Genomic DNA, 23,219 nt, shown 5'->3' on the forward strand with positions numbered 1-23,219 from the left:
CGCCACGCGAATGCGCCCCTGAGCGTCGAGGGCCGTAGGCGGCACGTGAAGCGGTGCCAGACACGTCCCATCGCCGGCGGCTACACGGTGATGCGGAATGGCAAGACCGGCCGTCGAGTCCGCACCGGAGTCCGGACACGGCCGCGAGAGCGTCACCAACGAGACTGACCTTACGTCCCTCAGCCAGTCACGCTCATCTGACCTGCGAAGACAGGCAAGAGGCTCTTCGACAGCGGCCTGTCAGCCGGAGGCGATGCTTTCGGGGTCGTCCGCCGGGGTGCCGACGCGGAGCCACCGATAGCCGTACGGGGGCAGGTCGACGTGGAACATGCCGTCCTCGCCTGCCTTGAGACCGGTGTGCGCCTCGTCGAGCAGGTCCGTCAACCGTCCGCCGGATCCGGCCTCGGCCAGTTCCAGCCGTACGGTGTGAGGCCGGTCCGCGAAGTTGTGTACGGCCAGCACGGTGCCGTCACCGTCGCGGCAGACGTGCGCCAGCACGGCGTCCTCCCCCGTCGTGAGCAAACGGTAGTCGCCCCAGGCCAGTTCGGGGGCCTCCCGGTAGCGTTCGATGAACAGACGCATGCGGCTCAGCAAGGAAGCAGGATCGCGGCTCTGCTCGTACACGTTGATCTTCTGGGGACCGAACGCGCCGTCCACCAACGGGTTGGGGAAGGCGTCCGGCTCGGCGGTGGAGAACCCGGCGGCCTTCTCCGGGGTCCACTGCATCGGGGTGCGTACGGCCTGGCGTCCCTCCGCGGCCAGGTTCTCGCCCATGCCGAGTTCCTCGCCGTAGAAGAGCACGGGGGTGCCCGGCAGGGTGAACAGCAGGCTGTAGGCCAGTTCGACGCGGCGGCGGTCGCCGTCGACCATGGGCGGCAGCCTGCGGCGCAGCCCTCGGTCGTACAGTTGCATGTCCTTCTCCGGGCCGAAGGACGCGAACACCTCGGCCCGTTCGGCGTCGCTGAGTTTGTCGAGGGTGAGTTCGTCGTGGTTGCGCACGAACATGGCCCAGTGGGCGTCGCGCGGTGCCGCGGGGCGGTCGCGCAGTGCGGCGGCGAGCGGCCTGGCGTCGTGGCGTGCCATCGACAGGTACATCTGCTGCATCGCGACGAAGTCGAAGCACATGGTGAGTTCGTCGCCGCGGTCCGAGGAGGGGTCGCCGAAGAAGCGGGTGGTGCCGTCGTAGGGCAGATTGACTTCGCCGAGCAGGACCGACTCGCCGTTGCGGCGTCCGAGGAAGGCACGCAGGTCGGCGAGGTACTCGTGCGGGTCGGGCAGTTCCTCCGCGTCGCTCTGTCCGTCGGTCTCCAGCAGGAAGGGCACGGCGTCGACCCGGAAGCCGGACAGGCCGAGTTGGGTCCAGAAGCCCATGATGCGGGCTATCTCGTCACGGACCTCGGGGTGGGCGACGTTGAGGTCGGGCTGCTGCTTGTAGAAGCGGTGCAGGTAGTACTGGCCGCTGCCCTCGTCGTACTCCCACAGGCTGTCCTCCGCGTCGGGGAAGACCACGCCCTGGGGGCCGTCCTCGGGGGGCTCGTCCTTCCAGACGTACCAGTCGCGGTGGGCGGAGTCCCTGCTGGAGCGGGCGTCCTTGAACCAGGGGTGGTCCTCGGAGGTGTGGTTGACGACGAGGTCGGCGATCACGCGGATGCCGCGGTCGCGTGCGGTGCGGACGAACTCGGCGAAGTCGCCGAGGGTGCCCAGGCGCGGGTCCACGCCGTAGAAGTCCGTGATGTCGTAGCCGTCGTCGCGCTCCCGCGTGGGGTAGAAGGGCATCAGCCACACGCAGGTCACGCCGAGGCGCACCAGGTGGTCGATGCGCTGGGTGAGCCCCGCGAAGTCTCCGATGCCGTCGCCGTTGCCGTCCTGGTACGTCTCGACGTCCAGGCAGTACACCACCGCGTTCTTCCACCACAGGTCGGACGTGCGGGTCAGACGCATCGGTACTCCTTGGCCGTGGCGGGGATCGGGCGGGTCACGTCGAGGCGCGGCAGCACTTCGGCGCCGAACGCGTCGATGAACGCGGTCTGTTCCCGGCCTACGTGGTGCAGCATCACCGCGTCGAACCCCAGGTCGGCGTACTCCTGGAGCTGGGCGGTGTGCCGGCCGAGGTCGGAGGAGACGTTGACCGTTTGCGCCACCTGCTCGGGGGTGACGTGCTCGCTGACGGCGTCGAACAGTTCCGCGGAGTCGAGGTCCCAACTGACCGGCGGGGCGTGCACGTTGGTCCGCCACTGGTCGTGCGCGAGGGCGAGCGCCTCGGCCTCGTCGGGCGCCCAGCTCAGGTGCACCTGGAGGTGGAGGGGTCCACGGCCGCCCGCGTCACGGTACGCGCCGATGATCGCGCGCAGGCGTTCGGGCGGGGCGTTGACCGTGATCAGTCCGTCCGCCCACTCGGCGCACCAGGCCGCGGTGGCGGTGCTGCACGCGGCTCCTACCAGCGGCGGTTCCTCGGGCGGCAGCGTCCACAGCCGGGCCCGGTCCACGGTCACCAGCCCGTCGTGGCTGACCTCCTCGCCCCGCAGCAGCGCCCGGATGACGTCGACGCACTCCCGCAGGCGCGCTGACCGGGTGTCCTTGCGGGGCCAACCCGCGCCGGTGATGTGTTCGTTGGAGGCCTCTCCGGTGCCGAGCGCGGTCCAGAACCGGCCCGGGTTCATGGACGCGAGCGTGGCGATCGCCTGGGCGATGACGGCGGGGTGGTAACGCTGGCCGGGCGCGTTCACCACGCCGAACGGCACCTGGTCGGTGGCCTGGAGGGCGGCTCCGAGCCATGCCCAGGCGAAGCCGGACTCCCCCTGACGCACGCTCCACGGCGAGAAGTGGTCCGAGCACATGGCGGCGGTGAAGCCCGCCTGCTCCGCGCGTACCACGGCGTCGAGCAGACTCGCGGGCGGAGTCTGCTCGTGCGAGGCGTGTAATCCGTAGACAGTCATGGCAAGCGACTACCCCCCGGGCGGCCCCTCAGCGGGCGCCGGCCCCACGGGTGTCGGCGCCGTCGCAACTCCCGCGCCGCACGATGCGCGTGGTGGGTTTGCCGGGCACGGGGCCTCGGCAGGTGCCCTCGGAGGACGTCCACGGGGAGCGACCTCGGCCGGCCTCAGGAGGCCCGCTCCGGCGAGAACCGTCTGCGCCACGCGTCGGCGACCGCGTCGTCCTCGGCGCCGACGGCTTCGTGCCCGGCCGAGCTCCGCCGCGGGTCCTCAGACCCCGGGCGCGCAGGTCCGCGTGTCAGGCGCTCGCGTGGCGACGGACCGCCGGCCTCCGTGGAGCCGCGTGGTGGGCGGGCCGGTCGGCGTCCTCGGACCGGTGCTGCCGCAGCCACAGGGTGGTGGCGGACAGCAGCCCGGCGAAGACGACCAACAGGAGTACGGGCACCCACATCTGCCGACTGCCCGGGTTCTGCCAGCCTCCCCAGGCGGCCGTCGCCGCCCAGAGAAGAGCGCCCAGCGCGTAGAAGGCTCGGATGCGGCGCATCTGCCGTACCGCCCGTAGGAGCTTGGAGTGATCGTTCTTCGGTGCCATGCGCGGCCGTGTACCCCTTATTTCTCCTCTCGATCAGCCTGAGGGGGATTTGTCGCAGCGGGTAGTGGACGACGATCTACACGGCGGCAACGGCGGCGAGGCGCAGCGCGTCGGCGGCCGTGCACTGCCCCACGCCCACCCTCACCTCCGTCAGGCTCTCGGCGCTGCCGAACGTCGTCCCCGCCACCCGGTCCAAAAGGACGCTGAGGCCGAAGAGGCGAACAAGTCGCTGAGCGTGACGACGGCGAGTCCGGCGACGGCCGCAGCCGCCAACCAGATCCTCGAGACCCGCAACCTCTGCTCCCCGTACCCGCGGGACGTCCTTCCTGCGGGCGGCGCAGCGTTGCCCTGACTCGCCGGCCGACGGCGGACATGGGCAGGGCAGCCTCAGCAGTCACGCGCGGACTCGAGGGTGGTGTGCCTCGCGCTGGGCAACCATGTCGCACCAAGCGACAGAGTGGACGGGCCGGATGGTCGAGCACGGAACGGTAACGAAGCACTGATCATGCGTAGTTGAACGATTGCGCACCGTAGCATCTCTGCCCCGGGTCGTCGCGTTTGAAGACCCGGTGGGGGCAGGGGGGCGTTGTGACATTCCTTTCTGGGGCGGGGGTGCGGTGCGCCCGCGCCGTAGTGGCGGCCGGTGTGTGCGCGGGGCTGCTCGGTGTGCTGCTGACCGGCTGCTCGGCTGACGGATCGTCCAACTCAGCGGAGCCGGAAGGTTCGTCCACGTCCGCGGCGGACAACGCCCCACCGTCACCCGCCACCACCGAACCCACCGTCGTGCCCACGGATTCCCCTACGGTCGAGACCGCGACTCCGTCCCCCGTGCCCTCCACGGCCGACACTGTGCCGAGTGAGCCGACCGGCGCTGCCGCACTGTGGGGGAAGCAGTACAGCGGGACGGCGCAGGTCACGGTCGATGTGTACGACTACTGCAGCGCCGACGGTTCACGGCGGTTCGCGGACACCAAGACGTACTCCATGAACGCCACGTTGGACCTCGCCCGCCCGCGCACCGGCGGGGGCGAGACCGAGACCAACCCGTTCTCCCTGTTGCTCGCCGTGGGGCAGCCCTCCGAGGCGGGCGCGGTGTCGTTCTGGTCGTCGGCCGTCAGTACCGGTTCGAGCCAGGATCTGGCGGGGAACCCGCGTGACCCGAACCTGCTGCTCACCTACTGGGAGCTGGCGTGGGACGACGGGGAACTGAGCGGACGGCTCACCGACCCCCACACCGAGCAGGCCGTCGCCCTCAACCTGCTCAACTGGCCCAGTCTCCTTGTCCCCTGCCGCTCCGACCTCGGCGAACTGCCGGGCGGATACCCGCACGCCGTAGCCGAGGGCACGACGCTTGACGGTGAGGTCGAGGGCGGCAGCGCGAACCTGGCAGCGCAAGGCAGCACCGGCGACGGCCAGTTGGAGTTCCGTTTCGAGTTCGCCGGGGCTTCGACGTGATCCGCGCGAGGGGACGCACGGCAACGGGGGACGGAGAGTTCTGTGACTGGTGAGGACTTCGACCGCTGGGGCGTGCAGATAGCACGATGGGCGGCTCCTGACGAAACCGTTCTCGCCGCGCAGATCACCCGTGCCTACGCCGCCGGAGGCACGGGGCGCCGGGAGCTGTTCCGGACCGGAGGGTTCGCGCCCGGTGGGTTCGGCGGCGAGATCGCCACCCTGCTGCCCGAGCTGCTGGACGCGCTGGCCTACGCCGCCGACGCGGTGAAGGCGGCCCTGGCCAGCCAGCAGTTCGCCAATGCCGTCTCCGCGGCGGCCCTGCTGGTCAGTCTGCGGGCGCAGCGCACCGGGCTGGACCAGCGCCCGACGACGGGTCCCGTTGGCGCGGACGCCGCCGACGGGCAGGCGCAAGAGGGCGGCACCGGGCCCACCGACGAGGAGAACGCGGACAGCCGGACTCCGGGCGCGCCGCCGCAGCCCTCCGGCGAGGCCGTGCTGGCCGCGTTGCGCATGTGCGGGCGGCTGCGCGCCCGTGGAGTCGACGCCGCCACGGCCGAGGAACTGGTGGCCCAGCTGACCGCCCAACTCCTGGCCGCGGAGGACCGCGGAGGCGTCGCGGCCTTCCTCGACGCCCTGGTCGCGAACGAGCCGCCCGAACCGGCCGTACGCAGAACCCCGCGCTTGCTCACCCCCGTGCGCCGTCGCACCGGTGCGGTCTTCGGCCTGCTGCGCCGCCGCACGGTGCCCGGAGCCGACCCGATGCAGGGAAGGCCTCCCACGACGCCGGAGGAGACGGGCGGCGTATGAACCCGGCGGACCCCGCTCGCCGCCCAGCCCCAACCACGCCCGCCAGCCGGGCCACACGGCTGTGGGGACCGCCGCCCTGGCTCTGGCTGACCCTGGCGCTGTTCGCCATACAAGTCCCGTTCCTGGTCGACTGGCTGATCTGGACGGCGTCCTGGACCGGGCCCCAGCACGGCCGCGGCCGCGGCCTGTTCACGGCTCTGGCGCTGACCCTCGTACAACTGCTCCCCCTGGTCTTCCTCCTGGCAGGTGCGCTCTCTGTGGTCCCGCCCCAACCACGCACACGGTGGGTCGAACGGCGCTACAAGCTGAAGCCGCCGGACCACGAGCCGGACGGCACACCGCACGTCTACGACCAGATGCGGCGCTTCCTCACCGACCGGGCGCCCGGCACCGAACTGCGGGTCACCGTGCGCCGGGACCAGCTCGCCCGCGTCTATCCCAGTGGCTGGCGCACCACACGGGTCGGCGTCTTCAGCCCGCTGGTCAGCCTGTGGGAGAGGGACCGGGAGGCGGCCGAAGCAGTCCTGCTGCACGAGATCGGCCACCTCCGGTACGGCGAACAGCATGTCGCCGGGCTCGGCAGCCCGTTCACCGGCCTGGTCAGGGCCTGGCCGTACGTCTTCGCGGTGTTCGGCCTGCTGCCCGTGGCACTGCTGTTCGCCTCCGGGAACGCCGCCACTCCCCTGATGTCCGCTCAGATCGTCCTGGTGGTCCTGAGCGTGCCCAAGATCCTCTTGATCGTGGTCAGCGCCCTGTGGTCGGCGGAACTGACAGCCGACCGGTACGCGGCCGGGACAGCCGTACGGGCAGCGCAACAGCGGGCACTGAACGCTCTGGCGCACTCCCCCCGCGACGCTCTGGCCCGGCTCTACCACCCGCCCGTCCGCATGCGCCTGTGGTTCACCACCCGTACCGAACAGCCGGTGACCCAGCTCCTGCTCGTCCTCCTGTGGCCCGCGGCGGTGCTCACCGAGAACCTGCTGGACCTGTTCGGCGCCGCACTGGCCTACCACCTGCTCGGCGACCCGTCATCCGGCGACGCCACCTGGAAGGCCGTGTCACTCTCCCATGAACAGCTCACCTGGGGCCCCACGTGGTGGGCGGTGCTGGTCGCGCTCGCCGTCTGGCCCCTGATTGCCGGCGTGTGGGCACGGCTGTGGGGGTGGCGTGGGCGAGCGGCTGGCACCCTCTCACCCGCCGTGTACGCAACCTCCGCCCTGCTCCCCCTGCTGATCCTGGTCCTCGGCCTCCTCCCGGCCGGCCCGAAACCTGGCGCGCCCTCCCAGGCCGATTCCCGGGCCCCGGATGCCACGGCCGCCCCTCCGGCAGGCGGCAGCACAGCCGCAGGGCCCACTCTGCCGACGCCGTGCCCCAGCCCTTCGAGGCCCGCGGCTCCCGGCCGACCCGAAGGACTCCCGTCCTTCGACGCCCCGCGGGTACCGGACACCACGGGCTCCGCCGCACCCGCCGACACCCGGATGCGCTCCTTCCGCACACTCCGCGTCACCTCGGTCGAACCGCTGTCCGGGTCACTCACGCAGGCTCAAGACATCGCGGACCGCCTCGCCCATGCCCGCTGGACACTGAGCCCCGACGGGACACTCGCCACCGAGGACACTGGCCTTCCCGAACTGCGCACCACTGCGGTGCACGACGGCACACGCCTCCTGCACGGCGAACACACCCGGACCACGGACGTCAGCACGACCACCACCTGGCTGGACGCCCGGTTGCACGCACAGGCGGGCAAGACCGCACGACTCGACCTGATCCGCGCGGCGACCGGCGTCACACACGCCGTGGTCGCCTGCCGGGAGTTCGACTCCACCGTCACCGCCGCCGCCCGGCTGGCCGTGCAACTCGAAGAGCAATGAGTGCAATCAGCCGGTGCCCGCTGTCCGGCGGGGCGGTCCCGGCTCTCGGATCCGGATTCCCGACGCTTCAGCCAGGCATCGGGGTGAGAACGGGCGGTGCGCACGTCCGGGCCGGGCGCGCGGTGGACCGCCCTGGATCGTGGCGGTCACTGATCCGGAGGGTTCACCGTCGCGCGCGTGGCCGTCGTCGCCTCGTCGAGGGAATGATCCACCAGCAGTACGCCGTCGGGGCCGCCTCCTCGAAGACAACCACGTTGGTGCACACGGCCCTGCGTCCGAAGATCTCGCAGCAGTCGGCAACGAACCAGCCGCTCGCGTAGTCGAGGTCCCCGCCGAATCTCACCAGGGCACAGCTCTCGCAGTGCGGCGAGGGCGACTTCTTGGCGCTCCCCGGCTCGCAGTGGGATCAGGTGCATCGACGGACGCTCCGACTCGGCCGTACACCACGCCCGACGTGCCGTCAGACGCCCCCGTGCCCGTACTCATCACGCCCCGGAATCCGCACAGTGCTGAATAGTCCAGGGCAGAGGTCCGGCCCGGACGGGGCCTGGCCTTCGCAGCGCTGCCTCCTGGAGAGCTTCGGTATCGACCCGGAGAGCCGGCCACCTCAGCAGATCACGGCACCCGGCAGGGCTCAGCTGCTGTCGATCGCCGACGTCCGACAGGGCAAAGCAGCGCCAGCTTGATAAATCCGATTCCGCAGAAGAGTCGTTCATCTGACGGGCCCTGTCGCGTGGGCGTCGTTCACCGGTGCGCGCGGAGTCCGTCGAGGATGAGCGCGAGCATGTGGGGCGCCCGGTCCTCGGGGCCGGCCGCGGCGCGCCACAGGGCGCCGGTGAGCTGGAGGAAGTCTCCTGGGTCGGCGTCCGGGCGGATGCTCCCGTCCTTCTTGCCTGCGTCGAGGAGCTGGGTGATCGCGGCGATGACCGGACCGTAGCTCTGCTCGCTGATCGCCTGGTGCGCGCCCGGGCCCAGGGCGTCGCCGAGGCCGTGCTTTCTGCGCATGGCCTCGACGAGGTCGGTCGTCCAGTGGCGGAGCGCTTCCAGCGGCGGCATCTGGGCCAGCAGGTCGGGCACGGTGCCGGTGATGCGTGCCACTTCGTCCTGGTAGACGGCCAGGACCAGCGACTCGCGGGTGGGGAAGTTGCGGTAGAGGGTGCCCGCGCCGACTCCCGCGCGCTGGGAGATCTGGTTCATCGACGTACTGCCGTCCGCCGCGAGCGCTTCGCGTGCGGCGGCGAGGATGCGCGCCCTGTTCTCACGGGCGTCCGAGCGGACCACGGGACCTCACCTTGCTAAGTGGAGAGTTCTCCGTTACGTTATCCGGAGAGCTCTCCACCTACTCTACGGAGCGTCATGCAATACATCAAGCTCGGCACCACCGGCCTCGACGTATCCCCGATCGCGATCGGCGCGATGACCTACGGCGAGCCCGACCGCGGGCACCCCGTCTGGTCGAAGGGCGAACAGGACGCGCGCCCGCTCATCAAGCACGCGCTGGAGACGGGGATCAACTTCTTCGACACCGCGAACATGTACTCCAACGGTTCCAGCGAGGAGATCCTCGGCCGCGCCCTGAAGGACTTCGCAGACCGCGACGAGGTGGTGATCGCGACCAAGCTTCGCCATCCGATGCGGCTGGGACCCAACGGCCGCGGCCTGTCACGCAAGGCGATCATGACCGAGGTCGACCATTCACTGCGCCGCCTGGGCACCGACTACATCGACCTCTACCAGATCCACCGCAACGACCACTCCACCCCTTGGGAGGAGACCCTCGAAGCGCTCAGTGATCTCGTCAAGGCCGGCAAGGTCCGCTACCTCGGCGCCTCGTCCATGCACGCATGGGAGTTCGCGAAGGCGCTGCGGTTGCAGAAGGAGAACGGCTGGGCACGGTTCGTGTCGATGCAGGACCACTACAACCTCCTCGCCCGTGAGGAGGAGCGCGAGATGATCCCGCTGTGCCTGGATGAGGGCGTCGGCACGATCATCTGGTCGCCGCTGGCCCGCGGCCGCCTCACCCGCGCGTGGGACGACGCCCGCTCGACGGTGCGCTCCCAGACGGACGCAGCCTACGCGGACCTGCTCTACTCGCCGGCCGAGGAGGCATCCAACCACGCGATCGTCGACGCCGTCGGGCAGGTCGCCGCCGCACACGGCGTCAGCCGCGCACAGGTCGCGCTCGCCTGGCTGCGACGCCAGCCGGTCGTCACCGCGCCGCTGGTCGGCGCCGGGTCGATCCGGCAGATCGACGAGGCTGTCGCCTCCCTCGACATCGAGCTCACCGACGACGAAGTGCGCGCCCTGGAGGCCCCGTACACCCCCCGCTACGACTGGCAGGGCGTCTCGGACGAGGCCGAGATGGAGGCCATCCGCCAGCGCGTTCCCGGAATGGCTCTCGCATGAACCCCATCGTCCGCTCCGGCGCCCCCTGCTCGCGCCGGAGCCCTCCTCATCCTTCTCGGCCCACTCGTGTCCTGGGTCGCCGAGTTCATCACCGCCGCCGCTTGGCAGGACCCGCCGTACTCACCCCTGTACAACTGGGTCAGCCACCTCGGCCTGACCGGTCCTCCGCAGACCGCGTTCGGCCAGGTCGCCAACTCCCCCCTCGGCGCCGTCATGGACACCGGCTGGGTGATCTACGGCGCCCTCCTGATCGTCGGCACATTCCTCCTGTTCGACCCGCGCAAGGGCACCCGCCCGATCATCATCATGAGCCTCGCCGTTCTCGCCGGCGTCGGAGTCTCACTCGTCGGCATCGTCCAGGGCTCCAACACCAACGTCGACAACGGCCTGATCGCCTTCCACACCTTCGGCGCGCAGGGCGTCATGCTCGCCGGCAACATCATGGCGATCGCCGTCGGAACCAGCGGAACCCGCATCGGCCTCACCAGGGGCCGCTCGATCGCCAGCACCGCGCTCGGCACCGCCGGACTGATCGCGTTCCCCCTCTTCATGACCGACGTGTTCACCGGCTGGATGTGGAACATCGGCCTGTTCGAGCGCGCCGTCATCTACCCGATCATGATCGGCCACGCCCTCCTCGGCAGCAGCGTGGCCGCCACCCAGCGCCACCGTGCGACGCACCCGCTGGCACCCCTTACCGCACGAGCCGAGAGCTGAGGAGAGACAGATGACACAGGTACTGGTCACCGGAGGAACCGGATTCATCGGGAGCTGGTGCATCCACGCCCTGCTGGATGCCGGGCACACCGTCCGCACCACGGTCCGCGACCTGCGGCGCGAACCGGCACTACGGTCCTGGCTGCACGCGGCCACACCGTTCGACGACGACCGCCTCACGGTCGTACGCGCCGACCTCGAACAGCCCGAGGGCTGGGATGCCGCCGTCGCCGGCTGCGAGTTCGTCCTGCACGTCGCCTCGCCGACACTGCGCCATACGCCGGCGAACGACGACGAGTTGGTGGTCCCGGCACGCGAGGGCGTCCTGCGGGTGCTGCGCGCCGCCCGCGACGCCGGTGTGCGCCGGGTCGTCCTGACAAGCGCCTTCGGCGCCGTCGGGATCGGGCACCCCCCGCGCACGACCCCGTTCACCGAGGAGGACTGGACCAACGTCGACAGCGACATCCCGCCCTACCAGCGCTCCAAGACACTCGCCGAACGCGCCGCCTGGCAGTTCATCCAGGACGAAGGCGGCGGTCTGGAACTGGCAGCGGTCCACCCCGTGGGGGTCCTTGGCCCCCTGCTCGGCCTGGACGACCCGCCGTCCCTGCGACTGGTCCGCAGGATGCTCGAAGGACAGGTCCCCGCGTGCCCTCCCTTCGGAATGGGCTTCGTCGACGTACGGGACGTCGCGGATCTCCACCTGCGCGCGATGACCGATCCGGCAGCCGCCGGCGAACGCTTCCTTGCAATCGCCGGGCACAGCCTGCGCGTCATCGACATCGCACACACCCTGCACGACCGCCTCGGTGAGCGGGCCGCGAAGGCCCCGACGCGTGAACTGCCCGTGTGGGTCGCCCGCACACTGGGCATCGTGAACCCGGAACTGCGCCTGCTCAAACACCAGCTCGGCCGGGATCTCGACGCCACCAGCGCCAAAGCGAAGAAGCTCCTCGGGTGGCGAGCGCGCCCCATCGAGGACACCATCGCGGATACCGCCGAGAGCCTCCTCGCCCACGGCATCGGGACGAAAACCGCCGCGTAACAGACCGCCCCGGCAGCCCTCCGTCGACCGGGCGACGGCGTTGGCCTCGCGGCCGGGAAAGGTGGCCTTGCCCGTCGGCCGGACCATGGTGATCACTCTCGTTCGTGCCCTCGGGAGGGCTGCTGGCCGGTGCGGTGGTAAGTCCGGCGGGTGATGCGCCTGGTCATCAGGGTGGTGGCCGCCTGCGTGATCATCGACTCGGGCCCTGGCTGCCATTACAACGGCTGACACAATGAGGTGGATCGGTCCTGATGGCCGTGTCCGGCGCGGGAGTTGAGCGTTCGGGCCTTGTGTGGGGACGGCGCCGCGGATCGTGTCGGATGAGCTGCGGGATCACCTGGAGCCCCTGCTGCCGCAGCGTGGGCGCAGGTTCCGGTATCCCGACCGGCCGCAAGCCGTTGCCGGACCGGGAAGTGCTGTGCGGGATCTTGTATGTGCTGCACACCGGAATCCAGTGGGAGTACCTGCCCGGGACTGGAACGAGGCCCGAGTCCGGCAGCGACTGCACGAGGTCCTGCTCGCCGAACTCAATGCCTCGTCCCCGCTGCTGGACTGGTCCCGCTGCGTGGTCGACTCGTCCCATGTCAGGGCCCTAAAAGGGGGGCAGCACACGGGCCCCCCACCGGTCGACCGCGGCCGAGCCGGTTCCAAACATCACCTCATCGCCGACGGGCACGGCACCCCGCTCGCGGTCCTGTCGGCTGGCGGCAATCGCAACGACGTCACCCGACTCCTACCGCTGCTCGATGCGATCCCGCCGGTCCGCGGCCGGCTCCGCCGCAAGCCGGACTCGCTGTTCGCCGACCGGGGCTACGACCACGACATCTACCGCGACCAGGTCCGCGCCCGCGGCATCGTGCCAGCGATCGCCCGCCGCGGCACCCCGCACGGCACCGGTCTGGGCGCTTACCGATGGGGCGTGGAGAGGAGTTTCGCGTGGTTGGACGGCTTCCGACGTCTGCGCATCCGATGGGAACGGCGAGCCGACATTCACGAGGCATTCCTCAAACTCGCCTGCTGCCTGATCACTCACCGGCAGCTCGGCGTATTGCGCTGCCGCCGATAGAGGTCATCGAGCGGCTGGGCGCTGTTGCCGTGCAGATCTGCCCAGGGAAGCATCCAGCGTCCTATGAGATGGCAACACCATGCTGCAGTTCACACCTGTCGTGCTGAAGGTGCAGTCGGCGGAGGTCTTGCAGTACAGCGACGGGAAAGGAGTGCTGAACCCACTTCGCCCGATAGCCGTCCTCGCCGTGAACCTGCAGTACTGCCTGAGCGGCCTCCATGACGACATGACCAAGAAGGCCTCGCGACTGTGTGGATCCCCAGACGAGCGTGCCTTCCTGGTCAGGCGCATCAAAGCTCGCGGACATGTCAGGGAAGCGGTAGATCGCCAGATCAACGTCCGAACCCGTGCCTCGCAGTACCCACCTCACTTCAGCCGGTTCAAGGTCAAAGGAGAAGCGCTGGACAGGTGTGGGGCCGTACAGACCCACCACACCGCGAAGCAAGTCGGCAAGAGCATCTGTGCAGTAGCTGACGATGTCCTTCCGCTCCGAAGAGTCGTCCTTGATCAGACACGTCGCCCACCCGCTGCCACTCAGTTCCCAACTGAACTGGAGATCATTGGTCACCGTGCCCCTCCCTTTGATCGTCTCCGAAGACGGTACAGCGCAAAGGCAGACTGATCTCCTGGCATCCAACACAACCATCGATGACGACCTCACCCGTCAGTAGACCGCCCAGTTCGTTTGGCAGTTGCGGGGGCCGCCCTCTGCTATTTCATTGTGTTAGCCGTTGTCAGCGCACCCGGCGGCGCTGCCAAGCGCAAGGCAGCCGGAGGGCGTCGGGCAACCGGCGAGGCCGCCGCGTCATTCGGTCGGCATGGGACGGCACAGCGCCCCTGCTGGGCCTGCGGCAGTGGCGGACGGGCTGTGGTGGTGAGGGGTGAGGTTTTCGGCGTACAGGTGAGTGGTCACCGTGGCGAGCGCATCGAGCTGGCCCTGGAGTTCGCGGGCCTGCTGTCGTAGATCCCTATCTGATCGCTGTCGTGGTAGTCACACGTCCACTGAATGGCCTGGGTGCCGTTGGCCGTATTGGAGTTGGGTATGGCCAGGCACTTCGAGCCAGGCCACTTCGCGATGACGAACCGGGCATTGTTTCCGCCCGGCACCTTCGTCAGCTCCCGCAGGTGTTCGCTGCCGCTGTTACAGGTCCACTGGATCAGACCGATACCGTCGGCACTGCTGTCGTGGGGGACAGCCAGGCACTTGCCGGTTCCGAGGTTCTCGAACGGACCGTAGCCGATCGCGTCAGCTGGCGTGGAGAAGGCCGAGGCGCAGGCCGCCGAGGCTGCTGCTGCCGAAACTCGCGTGATCAACGCCCCGTCCGCTTCAGCGGCATGACGAGAGTGGGCTCAACCCTTTGACTGGGAGCTCGGGAGTTGTCACCGGTGGGGCCGGGTGGGCCGGCGGATGGGAACAGCCGAAGCGGCCTGGTGTGTCACCGGCGAGGCACCCGACGTGTCACAAGTACTCATTCAGCAGGCCTTCTGTCACGCCAGAACGGAGGTCGAGGCTCCCTGATAGCGGCAAAAGCGCCTGGTGCGTCACAGAAGACGCGCCAGGGCCGTCTCGGACGCGCTCCCGGCTGTCGCCTGGTACACGATGATCACCTGTTGCTCGGCCCCGCCGATGGTGAGTGCCTGCCTTCGCAGGGCGAGGCTGCCAACGACTGGATGCGCGAAGCGCTTGAGTTCGTCACGGGCGGGCCGCGTCTCGTGCCGCACCCACAGACGGTGGAACTCCTCGTCCGTCTCCAGCTCGGCGACCAGGCGGACGGTTCTGGAGTCGCGCAGGTCGGCTTCGGCGCGCAGGGCCGCCGCGGTCTGCGCGGCAACCTCCGCCCAGTCGGGGAAGAGCCGGCGGGACGCCGGGTCGAGGAACACCGCCCGGGCCAGGTTGCGCCCGGGCTCGTACATCGGGCTGAGCGCGCGGGCCCACTTGTTCGCCGCCAGCACGTCCAAGCACCGGTCGCGCACGTATGCAGGGCGGCCCGCCCACGCGTCGAGCAGCCGGTGCACGTCCGTCGAGACCTCGGTCCGCGATGGCGGCACGGGGCCGGGGCCGGCGAGTGCGAGCAGGTGTGCCCAGGCGTCGGCGTCCAGCTCCAGCGCCCGCGCAAGGGCGCGCAGCACCTGGGACGAGGGCTGCCGGTCGACGCCTTGTTCGAGCCGGACCAGGTACGGCTCGCTGATTCCGGCGAGCCGGGCCAGTTCCTCCCGGCGCAACCCCGCCACCCGGCGTCGTCCGGTGCCGGCCACCGCCGCGTCCGCCGGAGCGACCCGCCCGCGCCGGGCCTTGAGGAAATCTCCCAGAAGGTTGTCGGCCGCCATGGTGCGAGGGTAACCCTCCGGGGGTGCTGGCTGCCGATGCGCGGACAGCGCAGGCTCCATGTCATGAAGACCTGGTTCATCACCGGCGCGTCCCGCGGCTTCGGCCGTATCTGGGCCGAAGCCGCACTCGACCGCGGCGACCGCGTCGCCGCCACCGCACGCGACCCCGAGACCCTGCGGCCCCTCCTCGATGCCCACGGGGACGACATCCTCCCGCTCCGCCTCGACGTGACCGACCGCTCCGCCGCGACCGCCGCGGTGCGCCAGGCTGCGGAAACCTTCGGCCGCCTGGACGTGGTCGTCAACAACGCGGGCTACGGCCTGTTCGGCATGGTCGAGGAAACCACCGAGGAACAGGCTCGCGCCCAGCTCGACACCAACCTGCTGGGCCCGCTGTGGGTGACGCAGGCGGCCCTGCCCTACCTGCGGGCCCAGGGCAGCGGCCACATTCTGCAGGTCTCCAGCCTCGGTGGCCTCGCCGCCTTCCCCACGCTCGGTCTGTACAACGCGTCCAAGTGGGCCCTGGAGGGCATGAGCGAGGCCCTGGCCCAGGAGATCGCTCCGTTCGGGATCAACGTGACCCTGGTCGAACCCGGCCCCTACGGCACCGACTGGTCGGGCGCCTCGGCGGTGCACACCGAGCCGCTCCCCGCGTACGAACCCGTCCGCGCCGCACGCCGGGCCGGCGCATCCGCCCGCACGCCTCAGGACGCGCGAGCCACCGCCGCCGCCGTCCTCGAACTCGTCGATACCGACGCACCACCCCTGCGGCTCTTCCTCGGCACCTACCCCTATCCGGTGGTCGAGGCGGCATACAGGGAGCGGCTCGACACGTGGAACGACTGGCGGTACCTCGCGTCCCGGGCATGACCGGCCCTAAGCACTCCGCGGCATCCAGGACCTGCGCGCATCACCTGCCGCACGACTTCCCGCACTGGAACTCCGTCTACGGCTACTTCGCCAAGTGGCAGCAGGACAGAATCTTCGCCCAGCTCAACGGTCTGTTACGGGAGTTGGTCCGCGCGCAGGAGGGCCGGGACGCCGAGCCCTCGGCCTGCGTGACCGACTCGCAGAGCGTGAAGACCTCCAGCAGCGTGCCCGCTACGAGGAGCCAGGGCACACGGGTATGCCGTCACCCGCCTGCTCGACCAGGTCGCCGCCGACCACCCCACGATCCGCAAGACCGGGGCGGACGGCGGCTACCGCAAGACCGGGACCAGGGGGTTCACCCCGATACCCAAACGTTGGGCCGGCCCGCGGCTACGAGACCTACGGCGCGCCTCACCGGGCGGCCATCGCACGACTTCCGCACGATGGTCGCCCGGGAGTCGACGGGCCTCGGCTGAAGTCCGGTCAGTACACGCTCTTGTACCCCTGCCACCCGGTCGCGATCTTCGTACGGGCCCCGAACGACCCCTTGCCGTTACCGGTGTTGCGCCACATCGCGCCCGAGGTGTCCCGGGAGATGATGTCCCCTCGGGCGTCGCCGGTGATGTCGCCGACGCCGACGACGACGTTGTACGACGAGCCCCAGTTCGCGGCGAGCTTCACGCGCGCCTTGAAGCCGCCGGTGCCGTTCCCGTCGTACCGCCACAGCGTGTTGGACTTGTCCTGGGCCAACAGGTCCCCGCGGCCGTCGCCGTTGAAGTCGCCGACGCCCACGATCTTCTTGTACGTCTTCCAGTTGTCGTAGAGCTTCACCCGCGCCGACAGCTTCCCCGCGCTCGTGCCCTTGTAGAGGTACACGGCGCCGGTGGTGCGGTTGCGGGCGATGAGGTCGGGCCGTCCGTCGCTGTTCACATCCCCCGGCGAGGTCAGGACGTCGTACTGGTTCCAGCCCTTGCCGAGCGAGGTGCGCGGGGTGTTGGTGAGGAAGGCCTGGCCTCGCCAGGTCCGGTACGCCCGCAGTTCACCGCTGCTGAAGCGGACGAGGACGTCGTTCTGTCGGTCGCCGTTCAGGTCACCGAACGGGACCAGGGTCACCGAGGAGGGCCAGCCCGAGGCGGACATGGCCTTGCCGAGGCCTCCCGTCCCGTTGCCCGGACGGTAGCTGATGACACCGGACGGGCTGAGGGTCAGCACGTCGCCGATCCCGTCGGGCGACCAGGTGTCGTAGTTGGTGAAGTCGCGGCGTACGACGGCTCCGTAGGACACGCGCACCGTCTTGGTGACCGTCAACGCGGGCCCCGACCCGTCGGCGGGCTGGGCCGTCAGCCTGAAGGTGTAGGTGCCGTTGGGGACGTACGCGCCCTTCCCGTCGCGGTCGTCCCACCGCGCGGTCAGGTTGCCCGACACCGCGCCGCCGGAAAGCGTGCGGACCAACGCGCCGGTGGCCTTGCTGGTGAGCGTCGCCTTCCAGGAGGCGGCGGGCTTGGAGAGCAGCCCGCGCCACTGCCACCACGACTCGCCGCCGAAGCTGCTCGTCACCTCGGACTCGATCACTCCGAGAGCCTGGGTGGCGGTCCCGCTGGGCACCAGGTGGATCCGCCGGTCCGCGTCGACGTAGGCCGCAGGACCGCCGAACTTGTCCACGGTCCAGGTCACCCCGCGCCGGCTGGAGCCGCTCGCCGCGAGGTCGCCGATCTTCCGGGTGTCCGCGGTGCCGTCGGCGAAGGAGGTGAGCAGGAGCGCGCCGGCCGCGGTGTCGTGCCGTACGACATAGCCGTCGCCGAGCAGGGCCTCGCCGGACGGGAGTGCGATGTTCTTCTTCGCCGTACGGTCCCACACCCCGGCCGTCGAGGTCGGGCCGCAGGACCAGTAGATCCAACGGCCCACCACCTGAAGCTCCTTGGCCGCGCACGGGGCGCCGGTGGCGATCGTGTCGGTGACCTTGCCGGTCTTCAGGTCCTTCGCGGTGACGACCCCCGTGCCGGAGCCCGGCGTCCACACCTTGGTGCCCCAGACGGAGGCGGCCGTGACCGAGCGGGTCACGATGGGCTGGAGATCGGAGTACACGCCGAGGTCCCCGATGTACTGCTTGGCCGGGGAGGAGCCGTTGACGATCGCGTAGCGGCCGGTGACGTCGAGGAGGGCTCCGGAGGTGGAGGGCACCCGGAAGAAGCCCGCCGCGTCGTTCTTGAAGACGGACTGGACGTACGAGCCACTCGTGGGGTCGGAGTCGGCGGTGAACGTCACCGCGCGGCCGTCACCGGTGGCGTACGGGCCCACGTTGTTGCCGTCCCAGGCCTGCCAGGTGGGTGCGCCCGGCGTGCCGTCGGCGGCGATCGGCCGGGTGTAGTACGCGCCCATGAAACTGGCGTCGGCCTCGTCGGTGGCCAGCGTGCCGTTCTGAAGCGACAGCCGGTCGATCCTCGCGGCGACGGGCGGAACAGCGGTCAGCCCGGTCAGCGTCGGCGCGGCCGCCCCCGTGTCGGCGACCCGGCGTACCGCCCAGCTGCCGGAGTCGGTGCCGCCCACGGCCAGCAGGCCGCCGTCCGGCGCGGTGACGAGGGAGGTGTTCGCGTGCCGGAGCAGGGTGACCGGGTCACCGCCCGTCAGGGGCACGGCCATCAGCCGCTCGCCGGACTTGTCGACCCAGTCCTGCGGGTTCGCCGGCACGGAACGAGCCACCACCAGCCAGTTCCCGGCGATGCCCACGGACGGGGTGCCCTCCGTGCCGGGCAGCTTCAGCGCCGTCCCGGGGGCGGCGAGGTCGGCGCGGTCCAGAACATGGGCCGACCAGCCACCGGACCACCAGACCAGCCGGTCCGCGCTCAGCGCGACGCCGGTCGGCAGGACGTTCAGGGCCACGTCGCCGGTGACCTTCGCGGTGGCCAGGTCGACGAGCATCAGGTGCTGCACACCGTTGGGCTGCGCGTAGTTGAGGACGGCGGTGGTGCTGTCGCCGCCCAGGACGGTGAAGTTGGTGGTGATGCCGGTCGGCCATCCCTCGACGGGGGTGCCGTCGGCGGGTGCGCCCGCGCCGTAGAGCCACGGCGTGCGGTTGCCGTCGGTGTCCCGGGCCTGGGTCAGCACGTGAGTGCCGAAGGTGGCCTGGTAGGTGCCGTGGGTGAGGGCTACGTCCGTGCTGGTACCGGCGGCCATGTCTCTGAGGACGACCTTCTCGGTGGGCGAGACGACCTCGGCGACGACGTCGGACGACGAGCCCAGGTACCCGGGGATCTCCAGGAAGCGCAGGTCGCCCAGCTCGGTCGTCGCGCCAGTGCCGTACGACGTCCACAAGTAGCCGGAACGGCCCTCCTGGGCATGCAGATAGCCACTGGGCCCCGCGCTGCGGATCCGGTCCGCGCGCGGGGCGTAACGGTTGGACTGGAAGACCTTCTCCGCCGCGAGGGCGGTGCCGGCGGAGGCGGTCGCCGTGCCGGTGATCCCTCCGGCGGTCACGGCGAGGACCGCCAGTGCGGCTATGACCCCGCGGGTAGTGGTACGTCTGGCCAACGTCGGCTCCTGGGCCTCTGGTCGGGAAAAGGCAGAGCATGACGGGACGACGGCGGCCCAACAGGCGCACGTCACAAGAACGCTGGAATGTCCCCGGCCCCCCAGCCGTCCCCCAAGCACAGCCGCATGAGGCTAACACCAGCCTGTGCAGCCGTGCCGGGCACTCCCCCTGCCGCCACTCTCGCCGATGGGGCGGCGAGGTCGGTGGGCAGGGCGGGTCAGTGGGAGCCGTTCTGCCGTAGCCGTTGCAGCGGAGTGCGGCGCACCCTTGAGGTCGGTAGGCCCGTCCGCGGCCCACACCGATGATCGGCTCTACCGGCTGCGCAAGCCGGACGTTCCCGCGATGCACCTGGTGAGCTACTTCGTCGTCCTCGACGACATCCGCGGGCAGAGCAGAGCCTCGTACGACTGCCGCACGAGACTCTGGCGCGCACGGCCGCTGTAGGAGGTGCTGCGGCTCGGTGAGATGGTCCGCAGATTCCGACGTCAGACCTTCCGGATCCGGTCGGCGATCTGCGGCCTCGCCGCGAAGCCGGCCGCCTTGTATGTGGCGACGCCGCCGACGTTGGAGCTCGGCGTGCACACGCGCACGCTTGACGAGCCCATCTCCCGCAGGGCGGCCGCCCCGGCAACCGTGATCGCCCGCCCGTAGCCGCGGCCACGGTGGTCCGAGTGGACGCCCATCGGCTCGACCAGTCCCGGCTTGCCCGGACCGGCCGACCAGACCGTCACCACCGCCGCGGGGTTGCCCTGGTCGTCGTAAGCACCCAGGCAGCGGGCGTCGGCGTAGAACGGCGCCTCGGACATCTTGTGCCGGTACTCGCGCGTGGGCTTCGTGGTGTTGAACGCGGACCGCAGGACGTCGGCGAAGTCCTGTGCCTGCTGAAGGCCGATCTCCCTGATCGGTACGCCGGGGTCCTCCACGGCTTCAGTGAGGTCACGGAAGAGCGGCGTCCACGGATCGTCGACGCCCCAGCCCTCCTTGGTCAGCAGGTCGTGGAGCAGCAGGCCCTGCGGCGCCTCGATGGACACCGCCCCTTCGGGCAGCACGCCGCGCTCGGGCAGCGAGAAGTCCTCGACGAGCCGCCGCGCCAGGTCCTCGTCATGGAAGGCGTCGGAAGCGACCGCCATCCGCACGAGCGTCGGTGTATCCAGCATCCCGACGGCGAGAATCCGTCCGTCGCGGCTCCAGGTCCGTACCGCCGCGGCCGTCTCGGCCTTTCCGAACCGGTAGTTCCAGCCGATGTCGCCGGGATGCAGCTGCATCGGCGTTTCGTCGTGCTGCCACTCCCGCAGCGCCGCCATGGCCTCGCGCACCGCGTCCACCGTCGGCGTCTTCAGCACCATCGTCATAGCCGGGATCAGACACGCCGTCTCGCCGGCGTGCAACCGATTAACTGACCCGGCGCCTCAAGGTGTTGGTCGTGGGAGGTCGATGGCGAGTCCGGTCCTGCCGACGAGACGCTCGCCCTCCGTACGGACCTGCAGAGCCGCGACGCCCTTCTTCTTGGCAGCGTCTCGAGGTTGCCTACCCCTGCGCCGCGGGGCCGGGATGACGGCCTCACCGGCCTACGGGTGTCGTAGAGGCCGTGCTGGGGGCCGAGCCCGGCGCTGCGGTCGGGATGTCGGCATGAGGCGAAGGGGGCCGGGGATGTCGGGAGAGCCGTTGGTGGCACTGGCTGCGGCCAGCGGTTCGGCCGTGGCGCCGGCGGCGGGTACCGACGCCTGGAGCAGCAGACAGCGGTGGTCCGCACGCCGCTAGGGCCTCTAGCGACCCGCGGCCGGGCCGCCCATGTCGCCGGCACCAGGAGGGGAGAGGAGGGCCACCATGACCTGGCCTGGCCACCGGTGGCCTCTCCTCGTACACGGGTCGACGTCAGGCGTCGAACTCCGGGATCAGCTCCCCCACCAGCCGGATGCTCCGCATCACACTCTCATGCGGAAGAGCTCCCACCTGATGGAAACACATCAGCCGGTCGACACCGAGGTCGGCGTAGGCGCGGAGCTTCTTGCGGCAGGTCTCGGGGCTGCCGACGATCAAGGAGTCCTGTTCGGCAAGGGCCTCGTAGACCTCGTCGTCGGGTACCCGCTCGCCCTGGAGGAAGCGGCCGATGACGAGCATGGCCGCGCTGGGGCCGGCCCCGGAGGAGGCCTCCTTGCGGAGGAACTCTCCCGCGAGTCCCCCGCCGGACGGGTCGGACATCAGGGCCTGCTCTCTGGCCATCGTTTCCATGAAGGCGTCCGCGGCCTCGAAGAACGTGAGAGCGCGGGCCGTGTACCAGGCGGCCGCCGCGGCGGCGCCCGTGCGCATCGCCTCCTCGTCGGTCTCCGCGCAGTGCACGAACGTGAAGAAGGCGACCTGGTCGTTCACGAACGCACCAACCGGGTCGGTACACGCGGCCGCCGCCTCCCGGTACAGCCCCACCAGCCGCGCCACCCGGTCCAGCGGCTCCCAGAGCGTCGTACCAAGCACCCCCACCCCGCGCCGGCCCGCCTCCTCGAAGGACGCCGGGCTCGACGCGGCCTGCCACAGCGGCGGGTGCGGCTTCTGGTACGGGGCCGGGATCACCCGCACTCCGCCGCTCACCGATGTGTCCCCCGTCCACATCCGCGGTACGACGTCGAAGGCGTCGCTCGTCCGGTCCCGTACCGTCGCCGGGTCCGCACCGAACAGGCGCCACTCCGGCGGGGTGGAACGGGTCAGGCCGATCTCGGCTCGCCCGCCGCTCAACTGATCCAGCATCGCGGCGCGTTCGGCAATCCGGATGGGGTGGTTGATCTCACGCGGGGCCAACACGGCCGCGTGGCCCAGGCGGATCCTCGACGTTCTCTGCGACAGCGCCGCGAGCAGAAGTTCCGGCGCGGACGACAGGCTGAACTCCTCCGCGCCGTGGTGCTCGACCTGCCACCAGCAGCCGTAGCCCAACTCGTCCGCCAGCACGGCCTGTTCTATCGCCTGGTCCAGCCGCCGGTGCTCGTGATCCTCGTCCTGCCAGGGGCGGGGGTCCTGGATCTCGCTGAAGACGTCTACCTTCATGGGGACTTGCTCCTCACATCACATACGGAACACGAAATTCCGCAACCGTACCCATGATCGCCTGACGAACACCCATAGATCATCCCGTTCACCCAATTCCGGAAACCGCCCCTGAGCACGCCTGGTGCGACCACTCCTACAGCGACGCGTCGCCCCCTGTCGGAACTCAAGGTTGCGGCAGCAGTACGCAGCATCTCGGCCTTGCCCTCGGGCCAGGCTGGGCGTTCCGCGCACCCGCACCACGGGCGTGCTGCCCCGGCGACCCATGCCCGAGGATCGGGCCGGGTGTCGATGGCAGGAATGGTCTGCTACCAGCCAGGGCGGCGATCACGGATGTTCTACGCGGTACCCGGCCCACCGCGGGCTCGGGCTGGGCCGAACAACGGCGTCCCGACCGCCTGTCGGCCACGAGGGCGACGACATCCGCCGCTGCGCGAAGAATTACAAAGTCGAACTGCGATTCACCCCGCCTACGCCTCGTAGGCGAACCCGATCGAAGCGCACTTAGGACCGCTGGGGCAGTTCACCATCGCCAACTCTCACCACCCCAACCACACCGTG

At 70.2% G+C, this 23,219-nt stretch carries 18 protein-coding genes and 2 pseudogenes; 10 read left to right on the forward strand and 10 right to left on the reverse strand.

The window, feature by feature from the left end:
• Positions 1–240 precede the first annotated feature (240 nt).
• The 3 genes from ACFY0U_RS38195 to ACFY0U_RS38205 form a co-directional block, all read right to left on the reverse strand.
• Positions 241–1,941 (reverse strand): alpha-amylase family protein, encoded by a 1,701-nt coding sequence (locus ACFY0U_RS38195; RefSeq protein WP_388643931.1) that lies wholly within the window; start codon positions 1,939–1,941, stop codon positions 241–243.
• On the reverse strand, positions 1,932–2,936 hold the full coding sequence (locus ACFY0U_RS38200; RefSeq protein ID WP_388643932.1) for a TIGR03885 family FMN-dependent LLM class oxidoreductase: 1,005 nt from the start codon (positions 2,934–2,936) through the stop codon (positions 1,932–1,934). Before ACFY0U_RS38200 ends, ACFY0U_RS38195 begins: the two co-directional genes overlap by 10 nt.
• A gap of 295 nt (positions 2,937–3,231) precedes the next feature.
• On the reverse strand, positions 3,232–3,525 hold the full coding sequence (locus ACFY0U_RS38205) for a hypothetical protein (protein ID WP_388643934.1): 294 nt from the start codon (positions 3,523–3,525) through the stop codon (positions 3,232–3,234).
• Positions 3,526–4,113: 588 nt separating this feature from the next.
• On the opposite strand from ACFY0U_RS38205, the gene ACFY0U_RS38210 reads away from it, so the two are divergent.
• Genes ACFY0U_RS38210 through ACFY0U_RS38220 form a run of 3 tightly spaced genes read left to right on the forward strand, consistent with a single transcriptional unit; the run spans position 4,114 to position 7,661 of the window.
• Entirely contained in the window at positions 4,114–4,980 is an 867-nt protein-coding gene (locus tag ACFY0U_RS38210) for a hypothetical protein (RefSeq protein WP_388643936.1), read from the forward strand.
• A 42-nt stretch (positions 4,981–5,022) separates the two neighbouring features.
• Positions 5,023–5,787 carry a hypothetical protein gene (locus tag ACFY0U_RS38215; protein ID WP_388643938.1) on the forward strand — a complete coding sequence of 255 codons (765 nt, stop codon included), beginning with the start codon at positions 5,023–5,025 and terminating at the stop codon, positions 5,785–5,787.
• On the forward strand, positions 5,784–7,661 hold the full coding sequence (locus ACFY0U_RS38220; protein WP_388643940.1) for a M48 family metalloprotease: 1,878 nt from the start codon (positions 5,784–5,786) through the stop codon (positions 7,659–7,661). The genes ACFY0U_RS38215 and ACFY0U_RS38220 overlap by 4 nt, the downstream gene beginning before the upstream one ends.
• A 744-nt stretch (positions 7,662–8,405) precedes the next feature.
• Here ACFY0U_RS38220 and ACFY0U_RS38225 read toward each other — a convergent pair.
• Positions 8,406–8,942 carry a TetR/AcrR family transcriptional regulator gene (locus ACFY0U_RS38225; protein WP_388643943.1) on the reverse strand — a complete coding sequence of 179 codons (537 nt, stop codon included), beginning with the start codon at positions 8,940–8,942 and terminating at the stop codon, positions 8,406–8,408.
• A gap of 75 nt (positions 8,943–9,017) precedes the next feature.
• On the opposite strand from ACFY0U_RS38225, the gene ACFY0U_RS38230 reads away from it, so the two are divergent.
• The 4 genes and pseudogenes from ACFY0U_RS38230 (at position 9,018) to ACFY0U_RS38245 (ending at position 12,895) form a co-directional block, all read left to right on the forward strand.
• Complete coding sequence (locus ACFY0U_RS38230; RefSeq protein WP_388643945.1) at positions 9,018–10,067, forward strand: aldo/keto reductase; 1,050 nt, start codon at positions 9,018–9,020, stop codon at positions 10,065–10,067.
• A 66-nt stretch (positions 10,068–10,133) separates the two neighbouring features.
• The gene (locus ACFY0U_RS38235) at positions 10,134–10,784 is read left to right on the forward strand and encodes a DUF998 domain-containing protein (RefSeq protein WP_388643948.1); all 651 of its coding nucleotides are present in this window, start codon (positions 10,134–10,136) and stop codon (positions 10,782–10,784) included.
• Positions 10,785–10,794: 10 nt separating this feature from the next.
• Positions 10,795–11,829: an SDR family oxidoreductase gene (locus ACFY0U_RS38240; RefSeq protein WP_388643950.1), complete on the forward strand. Its 1,035-nt coding sequence runs from the start codon at positions 10,795–10,797 to the stop codon at positions 11,827–11,829.
• Between the two features lie 292 nt (positions 11,830–12,121).
• A pseudogene (locus ACFY0U_RS38245) lies at positions 12,122–12,895 on the forward strand (IS5 family transposase).
• 61 nt (positions 12,896–12,956) lie between these two features.
• Here the strand turns inward: ACFY0U_RS38245 and ACFY0U_RS38250 are convergent.
• The 3 genes from ACFY0U_RS38250 to ACFY0U_RS38260 all read right to left on the reverse strand — a co-directional run bounded on the left by ACFY0U_RS38250 (position 12,957) and on the right by ACFY0U_RS38260 (position 15,223).
• Positions 12,957–13,463, reverse strand: a complete 507-nt coding sequence (locus ACFY0U_RS38250) for a hypothetical protein (RefSeq protein ID WP_388643953.1) — start codon at positions 13,461–13,463, stop codon at positions 12,957–12,959.
• Between the two features lie 341 nt (positions 13,464–13,804).
• Entirely contained in the window at positions 13,805–14,209 is a 405-nt protein-coding gene (locus ACFY0U_RS38255; RefSeq protein ID WP_388643955.1) for an RICIN domain-containing protein, read from the reverse strand.
• A gap of 228 nt (positions 14,210–14,437) precedes the next feature.
• Positions 14,438–15,223, reverse strand: a complete 786-nt coding sequence (locus ACFY0U_RS38260) for a helix-turn-helix domain-containing protein (protein ID WP_388643958.1) — start codon at positions 15,221–15,223, stop codon at positions 14,438–14,440.
• A gap of 63 nt (positions 15,224–15,286) precedes the next feature.
• Here ACFY0U_RS38260 and ACFY0U_RS38265 point away from each other — a divergent pair, with 63 nt between their 5' ends.
• Positions 15,287–16,093, forward strand: a complete 807-nt coding sequence (locus ACFY0U_RS38265; RefSeq protein WP_388643961.1) for an SDR family oxidoreductase — start codon at positions 15,287–15,289, stop codon at positions 16,091–16,093.
• A 41-nt stretch (positions 16,094–16,134) separates the two neighbouring features.
• Positions 16,135–16,483 (forward strand): annotated as a pseudogene (locus ACFY0U_RS38270) (transposase); the annotation flags it as partial.
• A gap of 93 nt (positions 16,484–16,576) precedes the next feature.
• Here ACFY0U_RS38270 and ACFY0U_RS38275 read toward each other — a convergent pair.
• Complete coding sequence (locus ACFY0U_RS38275; protein ID WP_388643963.1) at positions 16,577–19,621, reverse strand: FG-GAP-like repeat-containing protein; 3,045 nt, start codon at positions 19,619–19,621, stop codon at positions 16,577–16,579.
• A 268-nt stretch (positions 19,622–19,889) separates the two neighbouring features.
• On the opposite strand from ACFY0U_RS38275, the gene ACFY0U_RS38280 reads away from it, so the two are divergent.
• The gene (locus ACFY0U_RS38280; protein ID WP_388643966.1) at positions 19,890–20,066 is read left to right on the forward strand and encodes a hypothetical protein; all 177 of its coding nucleotides are present in this window, start codon (positions 19,890–19,892) and stop codon (positions 20,064–20,066) included.
• 41 nt (positions 20,067–20,107) lie between these two features.
• Here the strand turns inward: ACFY0U_RS38280 and ACFY0U_RS38285 are convergent, their stop codons facing one another.
• Positions 20,108–20,974: a GNAT family N-acetyltransferase gene (locus ACFY0U_RS38285; RefSeq protein ID WP_388643968.1), complete on the reverse strand. Its 867-nt coding sequence runs from the start codon at positions 20,972–20,974 to the stop codon at positions 20,108–20,110.
• Positions 20,975–21,497: 523 nt separating this feature from the next.
• The gene (locus tag ACFY0U_RS38290) at positions 21,498–22,658 is read right to left on the reverse strand and encodes an LLM class flavin-dependent oxidoreductase (RefSeq protein ID WP_388643972.1); all 1,161 of its coding nucleotides are present in this window, start codon (positions 22,656–22,658) and stop codon (positions 21,498–21,500) included.
• Positions 22,659–23,219: the final 561 nt, after the last annotated feature.

It is taken from the genome of Streptomyces sp. NPDC001536 (genome assembly GCF_042894505.1).
In the GTDB taxonomy this organism is placed as follows: Bacteria; Actinomycetota; Actinomycetes; order Streptomycetales; family Streptomycetaceae; genus Streptomyces.